This window comes from Streptomyces sp. NPDC058773, assembly GCF_042746015.1.
GTDB lineage: Bacteria > Actinomycetota > Actinomycetes > Streptomycetales > Streptomycetaceae > Streptomyces.
On sequence record NZ_JBHYPE010000014.1, the window covers coordinates 134,622 to 154,164 of the forward strand.

General features: G+C 73.2%; 13 protein-coding genes and 1 pseudogene. 10 read left to right on the forward strand and 4 right to left on the reverse strand.

Features of this window, described 5'->3' with window-relative positions:
* Positions 1–41 precede the first annotated feature (41 nt).
* Together ACFW5B_RS15505 and ACFW5B_RS15510 are read left to right on the forward strand one after the other, a co-directional pair.
* Positions 42–176, forward strand: coding sequence for an SPW_0924 family protein (locus tag ACFW5B_RS15505; protein ID WP_386439125.1), 135 nt, complete (start codon positions 42–44; stop codon positions 174–176).
* Between the two features lie 75 nt (positions 177–251).
* Entirely contained in the window at positions 252–1,226 is a 975-nt protein-coding gene (locus ACFW5B_RS15510; RefSeq protein ID WP_386439127.1) for a DUF3068 domain-containing protein, read from the forward strand.
* A gap of 6 nt (positions 1,227–1,232) precedes the next feature.
* Here ACFW5B_RS15510 and hrpB read toward each other — a convergent pair whose 3' ends face one another.
* Positions 1,233–3,848: an ATP-dependent helicase HrpB gene (hrpB, locus tag ACFW5B_RS15515; protein WP_386439049.1), complete on the reverse strand. Its 2,616-nt coding sequence runs from the start codon at positions 3,846–3,848 to the stop codon at positions 1,233–1,235.
* A gap of 81 nt (positions 3,849–3,929) precedes the next feature.
* Positions 3,930–4,751, reverse strand: a complete 822-nt coding sequence (locus ACFW5B_RS15520) for a class I SAM-dependent methyltransferase (RefSeq protein ID WP_386439052.1) — start codon at positions 4,749–4,751, stop codon at positions 3,930–3,932.
* Positions 4,752–5,125: 374 nt separating this feature from the next.
* On the opposite strand from ACFW5B_RS15520, the gene rpsA reads away from it, so the two are divergent.
* The 5 genes from rpsA to ACFW5B_RS15545 all read left to right on the forward strand — a co-directional run bounded on the left by rpsA (position 5,126) and on the right by ACFW5B_RS15545 (position 10,341).
* Positions 5,126–6,643, forward strand: a complete 1,518-nt coding sequence (gene rpsA / locus ACFW5B_RS15525) for a 30S ribosomal protein S1 (RefSeq protein ID WP_384437751.1) — start codon at positions 5,126–5,128, stop codon at positions 6,641–6,643.
* Between the two features lie 433 nt (positions 6,644–7,076).
* On the forward strand, positions 7,077–8,030 hold the full coding sequence (locus ACFW5B_RS15530; protein WP_386439056.1) for a PAC2 family protein: 954 nt from the start codon (positions 7,077–7,079) through the stop codon (positions 8,028–8,030).
* 326 nt (positions 8,031–8,356) lie between these two features.
* Positions 8,357–8,947 (forward strand): dephospho-CoA kinase, encoded by a 591-nt coding sequence (gene coaE, locus ACFW5B_RS15535; RefSeq protein WP_386439060.1) that lies wholly within the window; start codon positions 8,357–8,359, stop codon positions 8,945–8,947.
* A 23-nt stretch (positions 8,948–8,970) separates the two neighbouring features.
* Entirely contained in the window at positions 8,971–9,432 is a 462-nt protein-coding gene (locus ACFW5B_RS15540; protein ID WP_386439063.1) for a cupin domain-containing protein, read from the forward strand.
* A 495-nt stretch (positions 9,433–9,927) separates the two neighbouring features.
* Positions 9,928–10,341 carry a tetratricopeptide repeat protein gene (locus tag ACFW5B_RS15545; protein ID WP_386439066.1) on the forward strand — a complete coding sequence of 138 codons (414 nt, stop codon included), beginning with the start codon at positions 9,928–9,930 and terminating at the stop codon, positions 10,339–10,341.
* Positions 10,342–10,674: 333 nt separating this feature from the next.
* Here ACFW5B_RS15545 and ACFW5B_RS15550 read toward each other — a convergent pair whose 3' ends face one another.
* Entirely contained in the window at positions 10,675–10,989 is a 315-nt protein-coding gene (locus tag ACFW5B_RS15550; RefSeq protein ID WP_386439069.1) for a DUF6343 family protein, read from the reverse strand.
* A gap of 47 nt (positions 10,990–11,036) precedes the next feature.
* Positions 11,037–12,594 (reverse strand): annotated as a pseudogene (locus ACFW5B_RS15555) (UvrD-helicase domain-containing protein).
* Between the two features lie 516 nt (positions 12,595–13,110).
* Between ACFW5B_RS15555 and ACFW5B_RS15560 the strand changes: the two are divergent.
* From ACFW5B_RS15560 to ACFW5B_RS15570, 3 genes are read left to right on the forward strand one after another with little or no spacing between them, the layout of a single operon-like run.
* Positions 13,111–16,053, forward strand: coding sequence for a DEAD/DEAH box helicase (locus ACFW5B_RS15560; RefSeq protein ID WP_386439072.1), 2,943 nt, complete (start codon positions 13,111–13,113; stop codon positions 16,051–16,053).
* Positions 16,050–17,507, forward strand: a complete 1,458-nt coding sequence (locus ACFW5B_RS15565; protein WP_386439074.1) for an SWIM zinc finger family protein — start codon at positions 16,050–16,052, stop codon at positions 17,505–17,507. The genes ACFW5B_RS15560 and ACFW5B_RS15565 overlap by 4 nt, the downstream gene beginning before the upstream one ends.
* A 14-nt stretch (positions 17,508–17,521) precedes the next feature.
* A complete protein-coding gene (locus ACFW5B_RS15570) occupies positions 17,522–19,450 on the forward strand; it encodes a helicase-associated domain-containing protein (RefSeq protein ID WP_386439077.1) in 1,929 nt (642 codons plus the stop codon).
* Positions 19,451–19,543 lie beyond the last annotated feature (93 nt).

Below are 19,543 nucleotides of genomic sequence, written 5' to 3' on the forward strand. Positions count from 1 at the left end.
GTGCCCCCGCCCTGACGCCGTATCAGCTCCGGGAGGCGGCCATGCGCGCCCTGACAGCAGCAGCGGTCGGACTGGCCGCGGCGTTCGTCCTCGTCCTCGCCCTCACGGCGACCGGCGCACCCGGCGGCACGACCTCGCCCAAGCCGCTGCTGACCACCGTCCCCAAGCACCCCTGACGGAGGGACGTGACCGCCATGCGCCCTGCCGAGCCCACCCCGCCGCGGCCCGGCCGACGCCGGCCCGCCCGCGGTATGCGCCGCCGCGCGAGCCTGGTGCTGCTCGCCTGCGCCGTCTTCTTCACCGCGCTGTCCCCGCTGATGCGGTGGTATGCCTTCCCCCGGCTCGCCAAGATCCCGCCCGGCCAGTACCAGGACATGGTCCTGGAGGCCCGGCCCGCCACCCTCCTCAACTACGGAACAATGAAGGCCGAGCGCGTTCCCAAGGTCACCATCGTGCAGACCCTCAAGGGCGATGTCGCGGCCTCCGACCGGATCGAGAAGTCCGCCGGCCGGGACATCGTCGTCTGGGACGCGCTGTCCTACGTCGCCGGACCCGACGGCAAGATGGTCTCCGCGATCCCCGAGCGCTACCTCTTCGACGCGCACTCCCAGGAACCCGTGCACGCCACCGGGGAGATGGTCGACGGGGACCCGGTGCGCCGCGAGGGCATCGAGTTCAAGTGGCCGTTCCTCACCGAGCGGCGCGACTACACCTACTTCGACGCCCAGACCCGCACCTCCGCCCCCATCCACTACAAGGGCACCCGCACCTTCCGCGGTCTGGAGGTCTACTACTTCGAGCAGACCGTCCCCTGGACCAAGGTCGCCCTCCCCAAGAAGATGCCGGTCAAGGGCATCACCCCGGAGTCGGTCCGGAAGATGGGCACCACCCGCTGGTACACCACCAAGCGGATGTTCTGGGTCGACCCCGTCACCGGTGCCCCGGTCAACGGTCAGGAGATCCACAAGGAGGAGCTGCGCGGCGGCGATCTGCTGCCCGGCGGCGGCAAGGTCACCGCCTTCGCCGGCCATGTGAAGATGCGCGCGGACTACGTCGACTCCACGGTCGCCCTGGTGAGTTCACAGCGCACCCTCGTCCTGCTGCTCACCCGCTACCTCCCCTGGGGATTCCTGCTCCTCGGCGCCGCACTGCTCGCGCTGAGCCTGCACCTCGAAGCCCGCGGCCGCCGCCCCGCCGCCGCAGAGGCCACGGCCACTGGCCCGTGACGCCGCTCAGCCCCGCCGCAGCCGCGCCGACGTGTGCCGGGTCGGCTCCGCCGTCGAAGGGTCCTCCGGCCAGGGATGCTTCGGATAGCGGCCGCGCAACTCCGCGCGCACGGACCGGTATCCGTCCCGCCAGAACGAGGCCAGATCGGCCGTCACGGCGGCCGGACGCCCCGCGGGGGAGAGCAGATGCACCAGCACCGGCACCCGTCCGCCCGCCACCCGCGGCGACTCCTGCCACCCGAACAACTCCTGCAACTTGACCGCCAGCACCGGCTGCGCCCCGCCGTAGTCCACCCGCACCCGGGAACCGCTCGGCACCTCGATCCGCTCCGGCGCCAGCTCGTCGAAGCGGGCCGCGTCGCCGGTCGCCCACGGCAACAGCCGGGACAGCGCCTGCCCCGCGTCGATCCGCTCCAGATCGGCCCGCCGCCGCGCCCGTCCGAGCTCCACCCCCAGCCACTCCTCGACGCACTCCAGCAGCGCCGCATCCGACACATCCGGCCAGGGCGCCCCCAACTCCCGGTGGACGAACGCCATCCGCCGCCGCAACGACACCGCGGCGTCCGGCCAGCGCAGCAGACCCGGCCCCTCCCGCCGCAGACCCGACACCACCGCCTCCCGCAGCAGCCCCGGGTCGGGCGCCGTCAGCGGCCGGGCCGCCAGCTCGATCGCCCCCAGCCGGGTCACCCGCCGGGCCACCACGTCCCCGTCCGACCAGCCGACCTCCTCACCGGACGCGTACAGCGCCGGCGCCGCCGCACGGGCCGTCCTCTCGTCGATCACCGCCGCGAGCAGCACCCGCGCCGAAGCGGCCGCCACCGGCCGGTCCGCCACCGCCACCGCCAGCCACTCCGCGTCCCGCAACCCCGAACCGGCCCCCTCGGCGCCCGCCCGGTGCCCCCACCCGGCGCGCTTGCCCGCCCCCGCAAGCTCGGCCCCGGTCCCGGACGCCATCAGGAAACTCCCGCCCCCACGGGCCCGCGCCACCCGTTCCGGAAACGCCAGCGCGGCCACCAGACCGGCCACGGCATCATCGGTCGGCGCCGCGCCGGCCCCACGGCCACCGTCCGCGCCCGCGTCCGGACCGGCCGCTGACACCAGGCGCCGCACCTCCCGCCGCCACCTCGCCCCGTACGCATCGCCGCCCCGCCGCGCTGTACGCCAGGCGCCCGCCAGATCGTCCCCATAGGCCCGCGGCGGCTCCTCGCTCAGCAGGGCGACCACCTCCGCCGCCCGCCGCACCCCGACCTCCGCCGCCCCGTCCAGCAGCGCCCGCGCCAGCCGCGGATGCAGTCCCAGCCGCGCCATCCGGACACCCCGCTCCGTCGCCCGCCCGGCCCCGTCCACCGCGCCGATCGCCGTCAGCACCTCCCGCGCCGCGGCCAGCGCCCCGGCCGGCGGCGCGTCGAGCAGCGCCAGACCGTCCGCCGCCGGATCGCCCCAACAGGCCGCCTGCAGCGCGAACGCCGTCAGATCGGCGACCTCGATCTCCGGATCGGGGAAAGCCGGCAGCCGCCCGTGCTCCCCCTCCGGCCAGCAGCGGTACACCGCACCCGGAGCCTCCCGCCCCGCCCGGCCGGCCCGCTGCCGCGCCGCCGCCCGGGACGCCCGCACCGTGGTGAGCGCGCTGAGCCCGCGCGCATGATCCGTCCGCGGCACCCGCGCCAGCCCGCTGTCCACCACCACCCGCACACCCGGCACGGTCAGGCTCGACTCCGCCACCGACGTCGCCAGCACCACTCGCCGTACGCCGTCCCCGCCCGCCAGCACGGCGTCCTGTACCTCGGCCGGCGCCCGCCCGTGCACCTCCAGCACCTCGGCGTCCACCCCGGCCAGCTCCCCGGCGACCCGCCCGATCTCCCCGACACCGGGCAGAAAACACAGCACATCCCCCTGCCGCTCCCGCAGCGCCCGGCGCACGACCCCCGCCACATGCGTCAGCAGCGCCGGATCGACCCGGGTCCCGTGTGCCGGCCGCACCGCCCGCTCCGGCGGCGCCCACACCACCTCCACGGGATGCGACACGCCCGACGCCTCGACCACCGGCGCGGCCCCCTGCGCACCGCCCAGCAGCCGCGCCCACCCCTCCGCGTCCGTAGTGGCGGACGCCGCCACCAGCCGCAGCTCGGGCCGCAGGGTCTCCCGCACGTCCAAGAGGAACGCCGCGGCGGTATCGGCGTCCAGATGCCGCTCATGGCACTCGTCGAGCACCACCACATCGACCCCGGCCAGCTCCGGATCGCGCTGCAGCCGCTGCAGCAGCACTCCGGTGGTCACCACCTCCACGGTGGTACGCGGCCCGGCCCGGCGCTCACCCCGCACCGTGAACCCCACCGGACCCCAGCCCCGCGCCGGTGCGGCTCCCGTGCCGACCTCCTCGCCCAGCAGCCAGGCCATCCGCCGCGCGGCCGCACGGGCCGCCATCCGGCGCGGCTCGGCGACCAGCACCCGCCGCACCGGCCCCTCGCCCGTCAGACCCGCCAGATCCAGCGGCACCAGTGTGGTCTTGCCGGTACCCGGCGGCGCACACAGCACCGCGCACCCCGGCCCGTCGAGGGCGGCGCGCAGTGCGGGCAAAGCGGTACGGACGGGCAGCTGGCCAAGGGCGTCACGGCGGATCACGCCCCCAGTCTGCCGCCCCGGCCCCACCCGCCGGCCCGCTGCCCCGGGCTCGCACCCCGGCACGGCGCCAGCAGGAAGCTCCTAATCCTCCGCCGTACACACGAAGATCGCCGTCCCCGGGATCAGATGCCCGCGCAGCGGGGACCAGCCGCCCCACTCCTGGGTGTTCCACCCGGGCCATTCCGGTTCGACGAGATCCTCCAGCCGGAACCCGGCGGCCACCACGTCCCGCACCCGGTCACCCAGCGTCCGGTGGTGCTCGACATACACGGCCCGGCCGGACTCGTCCTGTTCCACATACGGCGTGCGGTCGAAATAGGAGGACGCCACCGACAGCCCCTCGGGCCCCGGCTCGTCGGGAAACGCCCACCGGACCGGGTGCGAGACGGAGAAGACGAACCGGCCCCCCGGCCGCAGCACCCGCCGCACCTCACGCAGCACCCGCACCGGATCGGCGACGAACGGCAGCGCGCCATAAGCGGAGCACGCGAGATCGAAGCTGTCGTCCCGGAACGGCAGCGCCCCGGCATCCGCCTCCACCAGCCCGACGGTGTCGTCCGCCGCGCCGCCGGAGATCCGCAGCGCGTGCTGAAGCTGCCGGTGGGAGAGGTCCAGCGCCACCGGGAGCGCGCCCTGCGCCGCCAGCCAGCGGGAACACTGCGCCGCGCCGGCCCCGATCTCCAGGATCCGCCGTCCCTTCAGCTCGGCGGCCGGCCCGAGCAGCGCGGCCTCCGCCTCGTCCAGCCCCTCGGGACCCCAGATGAACCGGTCGTCCCCCAGGAACGCGCCGTGCTCGCTCTGGTACTCGTCCGCGTTGCGGTCCCACCACCCACGGCTGGCCCGGCTGCTTTCGGTGTCCGAGGCGTGACGGCGGGTCGCCTCGGGCTCGTGGTCTTGGTTCATCGCGCCCGTCGTCGTAGTCTTTGCTCTGCTTGTCGCTGCAGGGACTGTGAGGCCGTTCGACCTCGCGGAACATCGCGTGTGCCGGTTATGGGGTTTTCCGCCCCCGGTGTGCGCGTTCGCGCATTGACCGGGTCCGGCTGCCCCCGTATGCTACAAGTTGCGCTGCGGGCTTGCGCGCCTCAGACGGAGCAGGCCGCGCTCGCATCTGTATGTATGTCCCCTCGGTTTGAGGCGTTTCGGGTCGCTCCGGATGCTTTGCATTTGCGAGCCCCTCGTATTCGCCCTTCACACTGTCCGGCTTATGCAGAGGCGATACGGGCTCTCGGCGTAGCAGTACCTACGACTTCAATGTCCGTACCGGAGCCCTTTCCCACATGACGAGCAGCACCGAGACCACCGCCACCACCCCGCAGGTTGCGGTCAACGACATCGGTAACGAGGAAGCTTTCCTCGCCGCGATCGACGAGACGATCAAGTACTTCAACGACGGCGACATCGTCGACGGCGTCATCGTGAAGGTCGACCGGGACGAGGTCCTGCTCGACATCGGTTACAAGACCGAAGGCGTCATCCCGAGCCGTGAGCTCTCGATCAAGCACGACGTCGACCCCAATGAGGTCGTCGCCGTCGGTGACGAGATCGAGGCCCTGGTCCTCCAGAAGGAGGACAAGGAAGGCCGCCTGATCCTCTCGAAGAAGCGTGCCCAGTACGAGCGCGCCTGGGGCACCATCGAGAAGATCAAGGAAGAGGACGGCATCGTCACCGGTACCGTCATCGAGGTCGTCAAGGGTGGTCTCATCCTCGACATCGGCCTCCGTGGCTTCCTCCCGGCCTCCCTGGTCGAGATGCGCCGCGTCCGCGACCTGCAGCCCTACGTGGGCAAGGAGCTCGAGGCCAAGATCATCGAGCTGGACAAGAACCGCAACAACGTGGTCCTGTCCCGCCGTGCCTGGCTGGAGCAGACCCAGAGCGAGGTCCGTCAGACCTTCCTCACCACCCTCCAGAAGGGTCAGGTGCGCTCCGGCGTCGTCTCCTCCATCGTCAACTTCGGTGCCTTCGTGGACCTGGGCGGCGTCGACGGTCTCGTCCACGTCTCCGAGCTGTCCTGGAAGCACATCGACCACCCGTCCGAGGTCGTCGAGGTCGGCCAGGAGGTCACGGTCGAGGTCCTGGACGTCGACATGGACCGCGAGCGCGTCTCCCTGTCGCTCAAGGCGACCCAGGAAGACCCGTGGCAGCAGTTCGCCCGGACCCACCAGATCGGTCAGGTCGTCCCGGGTAAGGTCACCAAGCTCGTTCCCTTCGGTGCGTTCGTGCGCGTCGACGAGGGCATCGAGGGCCTGGTCCACATCTCCGAGCTGGCCGAGCGCCACGTGGAGATCCCGGAGCAGGTCGTCCAGGTCAACGACGAGATCTTCGTCAAGGTCATCGACATCGACCTCGAGCGCCGCCGCATCAGCCTCTCGCTGAAGCAGGCCAACGAGTCCTTCGGTGCCGACCCGTCGGCGGTCGAGTTCGACCCGACCCTGTACGGCATGGCCGCGTCCTACGACGACCAGGGCAACTACATCTACCCCGAGGGCTTCGACCCCGAGACCAACGACTGGCTCGAGGGCTACGAGGCTCAGCGCGAGGCCTGGGAGAACCAGTACGCCGAGGCGCAGCAGCGCTTCGAGCAGCACCAGGCCCAGGTCATCAAGTCCCGCGAGGCCGACGAGCAGGCTGCGGCCGAGGGTGCTGCGGCGCCGGCGGCGCAGGGTGGCGGCCAGGCCGGCGGCGGCAACGCCGGCGGCGGCTCCTACTCCTCGGAGTCGGCGGACAACTCCGGCGCCCTGGCGTCGGACGAGGCGCTTGCCGCGCTCCGCGAGAAGCTGGCCGGCGGCCAGAGCTGAGCTCGCGCCGACAGGCAGCGGCCCGCCGCTGCTAGGCACTAGCCGATAGGCGAAGGCCCGTTCCCCTTGAGGGAGCGGGCCTTCGTCGCGTTTGGGGGAGCGGGGGCGGGGTGATGGGGGTGAGGGGCTGACGTGTGCGGTGGGGCGGTGCGCTCTGGGGCGCGGGACTGACGTGTCGGGGTGGGGGAGCCGCCGGGCGGGAATGCGTCAAGGCTTGGGGCCTGAGGAACGGTTCAGGAGCGGACGCGCGAACTCCCCCTCCTTGCTGGTGAGTTGATGAGATGACGCTTCCGGGAGCGGGGGAGCGCGGTGGGGGCGGCCCCTGGTGCGGGGTGGGTGGCGCGCACGCCGGTGTCGGGGCCATCTCCGTTGCCGGGAATGACTGCGCCGGGCTGTGCGTTGCCGCTCATGAGAACGAGAAGGAGCGGTCACTGTGTTGGATCCCCAGAGTTTGTACGAATGGGAGCCGAGCGGGCTCGCGGAAGTCGAGGCGCTCGCCTCCAGGGACTCCGCCGGACTGGTGCTGCTGTACCACTTCGACGGGTACATCGACGCCGGCGAGACCGGCGACCAGATCGTGCAGCGGCTGCAGGACGGCCTGCCCAGCGAGGTCGTCGCCCGTTTCGACCACGACCGCCTCGTCGACTACCGCGCCCGCCGCCCCCTGCTCACCTTCGAGCGCAGCCGCTGGACGGCCTACGAGACCCCGAGCATCGAGCTGAGGCTCGTACGGGACACCACCGACGCGCCGTTCCTGCTGTTGTCCGGCCCGGAACCGGACGTCGAGTGGGAGCGTTTCGCGGGCGCCGTGCAGGAGATCGTGGAGAGGCTGGGCGTGCGCCTCTCGGTGAACTTCCACGGCATCCCCATGGGCGTTCCGCACACCCGCCCCGTAGGCCTCACCCCGCACGGCAACCGCACCGACCTGATGCCGGGCCACGGCGGCTTCTTCGACGAGGCGCAGGTGCCCGGCAGCGCGGAGGCCCTGATCGAATTCCGGCTGGCGGAAGCGGGACACGATGTCCTGGGCGTGGCGGCGCACGTACCGCACTACATCGCCCGGTCCGCGTACCCGGATGCCGCGTTGACCGCTCTGGAGGCGGTGACGGCCGCGACCGGCCTGGTGCTGCCGGGCGCCGCCCATTCCCTGCGTACGGAGGCGCTGCGGACGCAGGAGGAGATCGAGCGACAGATCTCGGAGGGCGACGAGGAGTTGGTCGCCCTGGTCAGCGGGCTGGAGCACCAGTACGACGCGGTGGCCGGCGCGGAGAGCCGAGGAAACCTGGTCGCCGAACCGGCAGAACTCCCGTCCGCCGATGAACTCGGCCGCGAATTCGAACGCTTCCTGGCGGAGCGTGAGGGGGATGGCGGCGGGGGCGGGGTGTGAGCCGGCCTTGTTGTTGAGCCGGCCTTGTTGTTGGGCCGGGCTGGTTGTTGAGCCGGGCTGGGGTTGCCTGGGGACGGGCATGGGCCGGGGCGGGAGCGTGAGCCGCCCGGGGGCTGGGGCTGGGGCGGGGTGCTTGGGTGCAGGGAGTCTGTGTCGGGCGGGGCTTGGCCTGGCCCGGAACGAGTCGGGCGGCGTCCGCGCCGGGTGGCCTTGAATGAGGCGAGGCTTGAGACGGCTGGTGTTTGAGGCGGTCGGAGTCCCGGTCGGCCAGGGTCTCAACCCGTCGGAGTCTCCTGCCGTCCCGGTGCACCGTATAGCGTGGGCGCATGGTGAAGGTGGGGCTGACCGGCGGAATCGGCGCGGGTAAGAGCGAGGTTTCGCGATTGCTGGCGTCGTACGGCGCGGTGATCGTGGACGCGGACAAGATCGCACGCGAGGTCGTCGAGCCGGGTACGCCCGGACTGGCCGCGGTGGTTGAGGAGTTCGGGGACGACGTTCTCACAGCGGACGGCACGCTGGACCGGCCGAAGCTGGGCGGGATCGTCTTCTCCGACCCCGAGAAGCTCAAGGCGCTGAACGCCATCGTGCATCCACTGGTCGGGACACGGTCCGCCGAACTCGAAGCATCAGCAGGCCCGGACGCGGTGGTGGTACACGACGTACCGCTGCTGACGGAGAACGGCTTGGCGCCGTTGTACGACCTCGTGGTGGTCGTCGATGCCGCACCACGGACCCAGCTGGACCGTCTGGTGCGCCTGCGCGGCATGGCGGAGGACGAGGCGAAGTCCCGGATGGCGGCCCAGGCGACCCGCGACGAGCGGCTGGCGGTCGCGGATCTCGTCATCGACAACGACGGACCGCTGGAGGCGCTGGAACCCCAGGTCCGCGCCGTATGGGAGCGCCTACGGGCCGCCTGAGGCCGGACGATACCCTCGCCGCCATGACTGCTGCTTCCGGCCTTGACGCCAATACCCCTGACATCGAGCCCGCCCCCACCGCGGAGCCCGGCTCCCCCACCGGCGCCGAGTCCCCCTCCGCCGACAGCTCGGCGCCGGCCTCGTTCGTGGTCAACATCCCCGGCATCGCGGACGACGAACTGGAGCCGGAGCCCCTGGACCCCTCCCAGATCGTCTCCGGCGAGCCGGTGGTGACGGGCAAGGTGCTGTGGGAGGCCCCCGACCGTCGGCAGATCCGCGGAATCTGGCAGATCACCCCGGGGGTGGTGACGGACACCGAGGCCAACGAGTTGTTCGTGGTCGTCAGCGGGCGCGCCACCATCGAGGTCGAGGGCGGCCAGGTCCTGGAGGTCGGCCCCGGCGACGCGTGCATCCTGCGCGAGGGCGACCGCACCCGCTGGACCGTCCACGAGACGCTGCGCAAGGCGTACCACATCAGCTTGTAGGGGACAGAGCGCCCGGACAGAGCGCCCGGATAGGGCCCCAGGACGAGGGCGCCGGAAAAGCAGGGCGGCGGCGGGAGCTGGTGGAGGGCGGGAGCGGGAGCGGGGGCGGTCGGTCGGCCGGGAGAGTTGGCTGGTGAGGTGGCACGGGTTGGGGCTGGGCTCGGGGCGGACCTGGCTCTGGGGCCTGCCCCGAGAGTTGGCCGGGCTCTGGGCCCTCCCCCTCCCCTCCCACCCACCGCCGCCTCTCCCTCCTCCGCCCTCTCCCTCCTCCTTCCTCCTCGCGCCGTCCCCCTCTGCCTCCCTCCGTCTGATTCGTGGCCCTCGTCGGTGTTCCTCCCCGGCACGTGGTGACGACCTCCTGCCGGGGTGAAGGTTGGACCGGTTGAGTCCGGGCCGGCGGGGGAATGCCGGGACCGACGGGAGTGTTGTGCCGCAGGCAACGCCGTACGGTCCGTAGCAGTTGGATCTCCCGACGGCGACGGAGAGGAGCAGACCGTGCCCGAGACCAGCCCCGAGACGCATGTCATCGACTTCCGCGCCGCGGAGCAGCTGCTGGCGGCCCGCGACCCACGCGGTGCGATCCGGCTGCTGGACTCGGTCATCAGCGCGCATCCCGAGAACACCGCGGCCCGGCTGTTGCGCGCCCGTGCCTTCTTTCTTTCCGCTCAACTGCGTCCTGCGGAACTTGAGTTCCAGATCGTGCTGGAACGTGAACCGGACAATGCTTTCGCGCACTTCGCGCTCGGCCGCACCTTGGAACGCGCCGACCGGTCCGAGGAGGCGCTGCGCCACTTCCGACTGGCCGCAGCTCTCGATCCACGCCCGGAGTTCATCGAAGCCGCCCGCTTCGCACGCGATACCGGCGACGGCGAGCGTGCCCCCGAAGACCCGCACCGCGATCCGGAGTAGCCGACGCCGTGGCCGTTCCGCGTGAACGTCGCTGCCCAGGAACGCTGGTCGCGTGAACGCTCCAGGTGCCGTGCCGTGCCGTGCCGTGCCGTGCCGTGCCGTGCCGTGCTGTGCTGTGCCTGTGACGGGTGCCTCCACGGGGCGGCGTTCTCCCGCGGCGGGTGCGCGCCCCGTTCGTTGCCCCTGGGTTGCCACGTGCCTCTCGCGCGGTGCGTGCCCCGCCCAGCCCGTTGCTGATCGCAGGGTCCGTGCCGCTTGACCAGCTCCGTGCCTCACCGTCGTCCGGTGGGTGGGGTGCGCGGTGTGGAATGTCCGGACCGCCCGGCCGAGGCCCTACGGCCTGGTGCCCCGTCTCCGGTCCGTGCCGTTGCGTATGCCGAAGGCGTCGTTCCGGCCTCGGTCAGGGGCGTAGGGCGGTACGTCCTTGCCGGGTTGGTAGTGCGCTCCCTGGCGGATGTGGCGGATCACCATCATCAGGTCCGTGACGGCCACCAGTGCCAGTGCGGCGCACGCGGCGGCCCACTCCGGCCTCCCGGCATTGCTGAAAGCCACGGCTCCGGCGATCGCCCAGAGCAACCCCCACAGCGCCAGTCCACAGCGGATCTTCAGCGGGCTGCGTGCGTGAAGCGGCTCATTTCCTGTACGCATCGGAACCCATCTCCCACCTCCAAGGATCCTCCCGATCGACGAGCCAGTCACCTGTCCCCGGCACCTCTTTCCACACATTTCACCTGCTGCTTCCTGGGCTGCTCCTCGGGTTCCTCCGTGGCCGGATGCGGGTCGCCGGCGGGGTGGCTGTTGAGCCATGAGAGCCCGCCGATGTCGAGCAGTGACCGGGCGCGGGTCACGGCGACGTAGGCCAGGCGTGCCTCGTCGATGTCGATCGGGCCGGGGAGCGGCGTGCCGTTCTCGTCGCGTTCGTCGAGATCACCGGGCCGGTGAAATCGTCCGCGATGCGCACGCGCTCCCACTCCCGGCCCTTGGCCCTATGGGTGGTGGCGACCGTCACCTCGGCGGAGTCCTCGGGGGAGAGCCGGTCCAGGGCGCACAGCAAGGCGTCCGTGCCGTGTTCGTCGACGAGCTCCACCAGGGGCAGTAGATCCCGTCCCGCCGGGTCGAATTCCGCGTACTCGCGCAGCTCGCCCCAGGTCTCGAAGAGTATCGGCTCGGGGTGGGCCGTACGGTGCCCCGACTCAAGGGGGTGAGGGCGGCGCGGGCCAGGGCGCTGAGTGCCGTGCCGCCGCCGGCCAGCGCGACCCGGCGGCCCAGCTCCAGCTGCCGTATCACCTCCACCATCGCTCCCACATTGGTCCGGCACAGGATCGCGTCCGGCGCTCGGGCCGTGCCCAACTCCGTCTCCAGGCCGGGGGAACCGGTGAGCCGGATCGGTGCGCCGATGATCGTGAGCCAGCGGTTGGCCTCGGCGGCGAGGGGCGGGCCGAAGCGGAATGAGCGGGAGAGGCTGAGCTGTCTGCCGTCGAATCCGGTCATCACGTCCCGGGCGCCGCGCCAGCCGTAGATGGCCTGGGCGGAGTCCCCGACCAGCACCAGCTGAGCATGGTCGCGCTGGGCCGTGACGACCTGCTCGACCACGGGGTTGGTGTCCTGCGCCTGGTCCAGGAGCAGGAAGTCCGCCGGGATGACGGGTGCGCGCAGCGCCCACATCTTGAGGTAGTGGTCGTGCTCGAAGCGGACCACGCCGTGGTCGGGGTGCTGCAGGTCGGCCCAGGCCTTGCGCGCGTAGGGGAGGGCGAGTTCGGCGAGTTGCGTCTGCAGCGGCTCGGATTCGGCTCCGCGCAGGGGCGGGACATGGTGCGGCGCGATGTCCGTGTCTGCTGACTGGCAGTAGCGGGTGACGGTGCGCAGGACCGTGTGGGAGAGGGCCCTGTTGGTGATCTTGCGGGCTCCGAGGCGTACAGACAGCGTCTTGTCGATGCCCAGGGCCGCGCCCGTGCGCCACCCCGCCTGGCGAGGGGCGTTCATGCGCGCTTGGTAGTCCCTGCCCACGGCGGTGTAGGCGAGGGCATGGGCGGTTCCGCAGGTCACCTCGGTGGGGAAGGGCCGGGCGGCGTGGCGCGCGACAGCTCTGTTGAAGGCGAGATAGCGGCCCCGCCGGCCTTGCCGCCGCGCGGTGCGGGCGAGCAGGGCGAGGGTCGTCGTCTTGCCGGTGCCGGCGCCGGCCTGGATCACGAGATGTGAGCCGGTCGGGAAGGCCTCTGTCGCGGCGGTTCGTTCGTGCGTGGGGGTGCGCATGGGGGCTCCTCACCAATATCGACCGATCGGTCACTGAGAGTGATGACGTCACTGACCGTAGCGGATTTCGCGGTGCGGGCGAGGAAATTTTCCCGGGCTGTGGAAAACCCTGGCCGGGCGCGCGGAAAGCGCAGGTCGAAGGCGTTGTCAGTGCCGTCTGCTTCCATCGGACTCAGGCAGCGGGCGATGGTCGGGAGACCGTCGGCGGGCCGGGGCGGCACGACCGCCGGGGACGAATGACGGCAGCAGCCGGTGCGTTCCTCCGCCCTGGCTCCTCGCGCTCGTCCTCGCCGCCGCGGCGCCGGGACCGTGCGGCGCTGCGGGCTGGGTCGGGAGGGCGCCCCGTGGAGGCCTTGTCGGCGCCTTCGGAGGGCTGCGCAGATGCGGGAGAGGGGCACAGGAGGGGCAGTGGGGACGACCGTAGACTCGCAGGTCGGAAGTGTAGGAGCGGAGCGGGAGCGGCGGGTGCGGAGGGCACCGCGACCGGGGTGGAACGACCGAGCGGTAAGGGATGGCATGGCGAGGCGGTGGGAGGCGGCAGCGGGGGAGAACCGGCCGTCGGGCAGCCCGCCCGCGCCCCTGCCCGCGGGCGCAGGGGAAGGCGGTGGGAGCGGCGGTGCCGCCCTGGGCGGCTGTGCCGTGGTCTTTCTGCCCGCGCAGCCGCCACGCGCCGGGAGGCTCGCGCTGTGGCGCCCTGATGGCGGCCCGCTCCCTGATCTTGCTGCAGGAAGCAACGGAACAGGGGCGCCGGACGGGGAGGCCGCCGCCGAGCAGGGGACGCTGACCGTCGCCCGTCGCCACGGGAACGGCGCCCGCAGCCGTACGGTCCCCACCGTCCTGCTTCCGCCGGCCGCGGCCGTCCCCCTGCTGGTCCGTGCCCGGCACGACCCGACGGCTCACCCGGCCGCCGCCTGTTGGGGAGCGGCCACCCTGCACGCGCTGCACCTCGCCGCCCGCGGCCGGCTGCTGCCCGGCCTGACCCTCGCGGACGCCGATGCCTGGCGGGCCGGCCCGCTCGACCCCGAGGACATCGCGCACCTCCGGGCCATCGCCGCCGCCATGCCCGCCGAGGCCCATGCCATGCCGGTGCCCGGCAGCCGTCCCCTTCAGCTGACCGATCCCGCGGTCCTCGTACGGCTCTATGTGGACGCGGTCGTCGACGCGCTGCCCCGTACTCCCGCCGCCGAGTTGCTGGCCGGTGCCCCGTACGCCGCGAGCGCGCCCCAACAGCTGCCCGGTGCCCGGGAGTGGGCCGCCGAGGTCGCCGCCGGTGCCGACGCGGGCGTGCGGCTCTCCCTGCGCCTCGACCTCGCCCCGCACAAGCTCTTCGACACGGCGCCGGAGAGCGGGGCGGGCGGCACCGAGGAGCGCAGTGCGGCCGCCGCCGTCCTCCAGGTGCAGAGCCTCACCGATCCCACTCTGGTCGCCGACGCCCGTGACCTGTGGGAAGGCGAAGGCCCCGACCATTTCGGGCCGCGTTCCCGGGTCGACACCCTCCTCGCTCTGCGCCGCGCCGCCCGCGTCTGGGCTCCGCTCACCCGCCTCCTGGAGCGGCCGGTCCCCGACGTACTGCCGCTCGGCGAGGACGAGTTGTACGAGCTGCTGGGGGAGGCCGCGCCGCGTCTGGGCGCAGCCGGAGTGGCCGTCCACTGGCCCAGGGAAATCGCCCGCGGCCTGACCGCCGCGGCGGTGCTGCGCCCGTCGCCGGGCTCGGCCGCGGACGGCTTCGGCTTCTTCGACACCGGTGAGCTGCTGCAATTCCGCTGGCAGGTGGCGATGGACGGGGCGCCGCTGACCGAGGCGGAAATGGACGCCCTCGCCGAGGCGCACCGCCCCGTCGTCCGGCTGCGCGACCAGTGGGTCCTGGTGGACCCCGGGCTCGTCCGCAAGGCCCGTAAGCGCGAACTGGGCTATCTGGAGCCCGTCGACGCACTCGCCGCGACGCTCACCGGCACCGCCGAGGTGGACGGCGAAGAGGTCGAGGTGGTGCCCCAGGGCGTCCTCGCCGCGCTGCGCGGCCGCCTCACCGGCGAGGCTCGCCCCGTGCCCCAGCCGCCCGGACTGCGGGCCACCCTCCGTGACTACCAACTACGGGGCATGGCCTGGCTCGACACCATGATCTCCGTCGGCCTCGGCGGCTGCCTCGCCGACGACATGGGCCTGGGCAAGACCGTCACCGTCATCGCCCTCCACCTGCACCGGCGGCCGAGCGCACCGGTCCTCGTCGTCTGCCCGGCCTCCCTGCTGGGCAACTGGCAGCGCGAGATCGAGCGCTTCGCCCCCGGTACGCCCGTACGCCGCTTCCACGGTGCCGGCCGCAGCCTCGACGGCCTGGACGGCGGCTTCGTGCTGACGACCTACGGGACGATGCGCAGCAGCGCCGCCCAACTGGCCGGGCGGTCCTGGGCCTGGGTCGTCGCGGACGAGGCCCAGCACGTGAAGAACCCGAACTCCTCGACGGCCAGGGCGCTGCGCAGCATCAAAGCCCCTGCCCGCATCGCCCTCTCGGGCACACCCGTGGAGAACAACCTCTCCGAGCTGTGGGCCCTCCTCGACTGGACGACCCCCGGGCTCCTCGGCCCCCTCAAGACGTTCCGGGCCCTGCACGCCCGGGAGGTCGAGGGCGGCGAGGATCCGGCGGCGGCCGAGCGGCTGGCCAGGCTGGTGCGTCCGTTCATCCTGCGCCGCAAGAAGTCCGACCCGGGCATCGCGCCCGAGCTGCCGCCCAAGACGGAGACCGACCACCCGGTGGCACTGGGACGCGAACAGGCCGCGCTCTACCAGGCCGTCGTCCGCGAGACCCTCACCCGCATCGAGACCGCCGAGGGCATCGCCCGCCGCGGCCTGGTGATGAAGCTGCTCACCGCCCTCAAACAGATCTGCAACCACCCCGCGCAGTACCTCAAAGAGGCCGCGCCCGGACTCGCCGCCCGCTCCGGGAAGCTCGAACTCCTCGACGAACTCCTGGACACCATCCTCGCCGAGGACGGCGCCACCCTGGTCTTCACCCAGTACGTGGGCATGGCACGGCTCCTCGAACGGCACCTGGCCACCCGCGGCATCCCGGCGCAACTCCTGCACGGCGGCACCCCCGTCGCCGAACGGGAGCGCATGGTCGACCGTTTCCAGTCCGGGCACACCCCGGTCTTCCTGCTGTCCCTCAAAGCGGCGGGCACCGGCCTGAACCTGACCCGCGCCGGACATGTGATCCACTACGACCGCTGGTGGAACCCGGCCGTGGAGGAGCAGGCCACCGACCGTGCGTACCGCATCGGCCAGACCCAGCCCGTCCAGGTCCACCGGCTGATCGCCGAGGGCACGGTCGAGGACAACATCGCCCAACTCCTCAGCGCCAAAAGGGCGCTCGCCGACGCGGTGCTCTCCGGTGGCGAAACCGCGCTCACCGAACTCTCCGATGCCGAACTGGCCGACCTCGTCTCCCTCAGGAGGCCCGGATGAACCCCCGCCGCACCTCCGCCCGCGCCGCCGCCGCGGACCGCACGGCCCGCGCGGACCGCTCGCGCACCTTCCCGCCCCTGCCGGCCCGGACCGGTGCCCGGGGCCTCTTCGCCGAATCCTGGTGGGGCAGCGCCTGGCTGGACGCCCTGGAGACCACCGCCCTCGACAGCGCCCGGCTCGCCCGCGGCCGGACCTACGCCCGTGACGGTCACGTCGACACCATCAACGTCACCCCGGGCCGCATCATCGCCACCGTACGCGGCAGCAGACCGCGGCCCTACAGCGCCGACATCCGCCTCCGGACCCTCAACGACCCGCAGTGGGACGCCCTCCTGGACGCCATCGCCGCCGAGCCCGGCCAACTGGCCGCCCTGCTGGCCAAGAAGCTGCCCCAGGCGCTGGCGGACAGCGACACGGGCCTCCTCCCCGGGCCGGGCGACCTCGTGCCCCGCTGCTCGTGCCCCGACCACGGCCGGCCCTGCAAGCACGCCGCCGCGCTCTGTTTCCAGGTCGCCCGCCTCCTCGACGCGGACCCGTTCGTCCTGCTGCTGATGCGCGGCCGCGGCGAACGCGAACTCCTCGATGACCTCTCCCGCCGCAACGCCGCCCGCACCGCCCATGAGGCCCGCGCCCACTCCGTCGCCGCCACCCCGCCATCCCCGCACGGCCAGGAGACCGAGGCCGGCCAGACGACGCCAACTGCCGCCAACGGAGCGGTCCCGGAGGAGGACCGCGATGCTGCCCCCGGAGACAGCGCCGTACGGTCGGCGTCCCCGGCGCGGGGTGTCCTGGCCAGGGTGGCCCTCGCCGACCGTCCCCGCCCGCCGCTCCCGCAAGCGCTTCCGGCACCCCCGCAGCCCGGTCGCCCGCCGGCCCTGCCGGACGGCGACGGTCTGCCCTTCGACCCCGCCACCCTCGAATTCCTCGCTGCCGACGCCGCCGCCCGTGCCCACGCCTGTGTGTCCGCCGCGGGTCCCCCGGGCCCCGCCGGTGAACGCCCCGCCGTCCACAGCCCGTTCCCGTCGCTGCCCCCATGGGAGGACGCCATCCGTCTCGCGGCCACCGCCCACCCCACCGCCGGCCTGACCTCCACCACGCGCGTTCTCTACCGCGACCTCGCCGCGGCCACCGGCCGTACAGCCACGGACGTGGCCCGCTCCGTCGCCGCCTGGCGGCAGGGCGGACCCGAAGGCCTCGCCCTCCTCGACACCACCTGGAACCCGCCGGCCGGCGACTTCGACCGGGCCCGCAGCGCTCTGCTCGCCGCGGATCTCCCGTCCCTGCGCCCGCGCCACAACCACCTCAGCGCCCCGGACCGCGGCATCCAGCTCCGCTTCGGCCACGACCACCGCTGGTATCCGTACGAATCCGAGCCCGGTACCGACGACTGGTGGCCCACCGGCCCGGCCGACCGTGACCCCGTGGCCGCCCTCAGCGGACTGCTCGCGCGATGACTAACCTCGACGCCGTGGAAGGTCTCGACGCACTCACCCGGTCCCTCGCCCGGCGCACCCCCGGACAGCTCGCCGCACTCCTCACCCGCCATGCCGAGCCGCTCGCCCGCCGCCCCGCCCCCACCGAACTGCGTGGCCTGGCAAGCGCCTTGTGGTCCTACGAGGCACTCCACCAACTCGTGCTGCACCTGGACCACCCCCGGCTCCAGGTGCTCACCGCCACCGCCCGCATCAGCCAGGAGCGCGTCCGCCGCGCCGCCCCCGGCCCCGCCGCACCCGCCCCGGGCGCCGACTACCAGTCCCTGATGGCGCACCGGCTGTCCTTCGCCCACCTGGCCACCGAACCCGTGCCGCCCGAGGACGTCTTCACCGTCCTCGGCACCACCCCGGCCGGCCCCGCCCGCACCGCCGCCGAAAGCGCCCTGCAGGCCCTCTACGACGACGGACTCGCCGCGCCGGCCGAGGACGGCGCGATCGTGGTCCCGCCCCGCACCCCGCAACTCCTCGCCTCCCACGACCCCGGTCCGTTCGCCCCCGACGCTCCGCGGCCCACCCCGGACGGCCCCGAGGGACCCGCGACGCCCGCCGCAGCCGTCCCGCCGACCTCGCTCGACGACGAATCCCGGGCCGCCGCGGCGACACTCGCCGCCACCCTGGACCGCCTGCTGGCCTCTCTGGCGACGCAGCCCGCCGCGCTGCGCAAGTCGGGCGGGCTGACCGTACGGGAGATCAAACGGCTGGCGAAGGCCGCCGGCGCCACCGAACCGCACACCCGACTCCTCCTCGACCTCGCACTCGCCGCCGACCTGATCGCGCTGACCCGTACCCCGTCCGGCATCACCGCGCTCCCCACCGGCGCCTACGACGACTGGCTCGGCCGCCCGCCCGGCGCCCGCCTCGCCCCCGTCCTGGCCGCCTGGTCAGAGCTGTGGGACATCCCCACCCACACCCCGTTCGGCGAGACCCCGACCGCCCTGGTCCGCGGCCACGACAGGTACGCACCCGCTCTCCGGCACGCCCTCCTCGCCGCCCTCGCCACCGTCCCCAACGGGGCGGGAGCGCCGCTTCCCGCCCTGCCGTTCACCGAACCTCCGGAGGAGAGCGGCGGCCACACCCCCTGGAACGATCTCCTCCGGGCCGCCGACTGGCACCGCCCCCTCGCCGTCACCCACCAGCCGATGGCCGGGGAACGCGCCGCCCACACCCTCCACGAAGCCGCCTACCTGGGCCTCGTCGCCCACGGCACCCTCACCCCACTCGGCCGCGCACTGCTCGCCGACCCGCGGTCGCTGGACCGGCCGCTCGCCGATCTGCTGCCACCGCTCCTCGAACAGGCCCACTTCCAGGCCGATCTGACCGCCGTCGTACCCGGCCGACCCGCCGCCGCGCTCGCCGCACTGCTCGCCTCCGCGGCCGACCGCGAATCCGAAGGCCACGCCGTGACCTGGCGCTTCACCCCGCACTCCGTACGCCGCGCACTGGACACCGGCCACACCGCCGACACCCTCCTGGAGGACCTCACCCGCGCCTCGGCGACCGGCACCCTGCCGCAGCCGCTCGACTACCTGGTCCGGGACGCCGCCCGCGCCCACGGCCGGATGCGCGTCCTGCCCGCCGCCTGCTGCATCCGCTCCGACGACGAAGCCCTCGTCGAGGAACTCGCCGCCCACCGCGCCCTCCAGGGACTCGGGCTGCGCGCCATCGCGCCGACCGTCCTGGTCAGCGCCCGACAGCCGGCCGCCACCCTGGACGCGCTGCGCGCCGCCGGCTACGCACCGGCCCTGGAGTCCGACACCGGCACCACGACGGTCGAACGCCTCCCGACGCACCGCGCCACGGCCCCCGCCCCCACTCGTGACCACCGGGCACCGCTCGCCCTCGCCCACCGCCTCCTGGGCGTTCCGGTACCACCCCAAGAGACCACGGCCAGCGGCGAGGTGTGACCGGAGGGCGAAGGGGCCGGCGTCCGTACTCGGCGAGGGCGATGGCCCGTTGGAGGGTCGGGGCGGCCGCCGTATGCCAGGGGTGACGCGGCG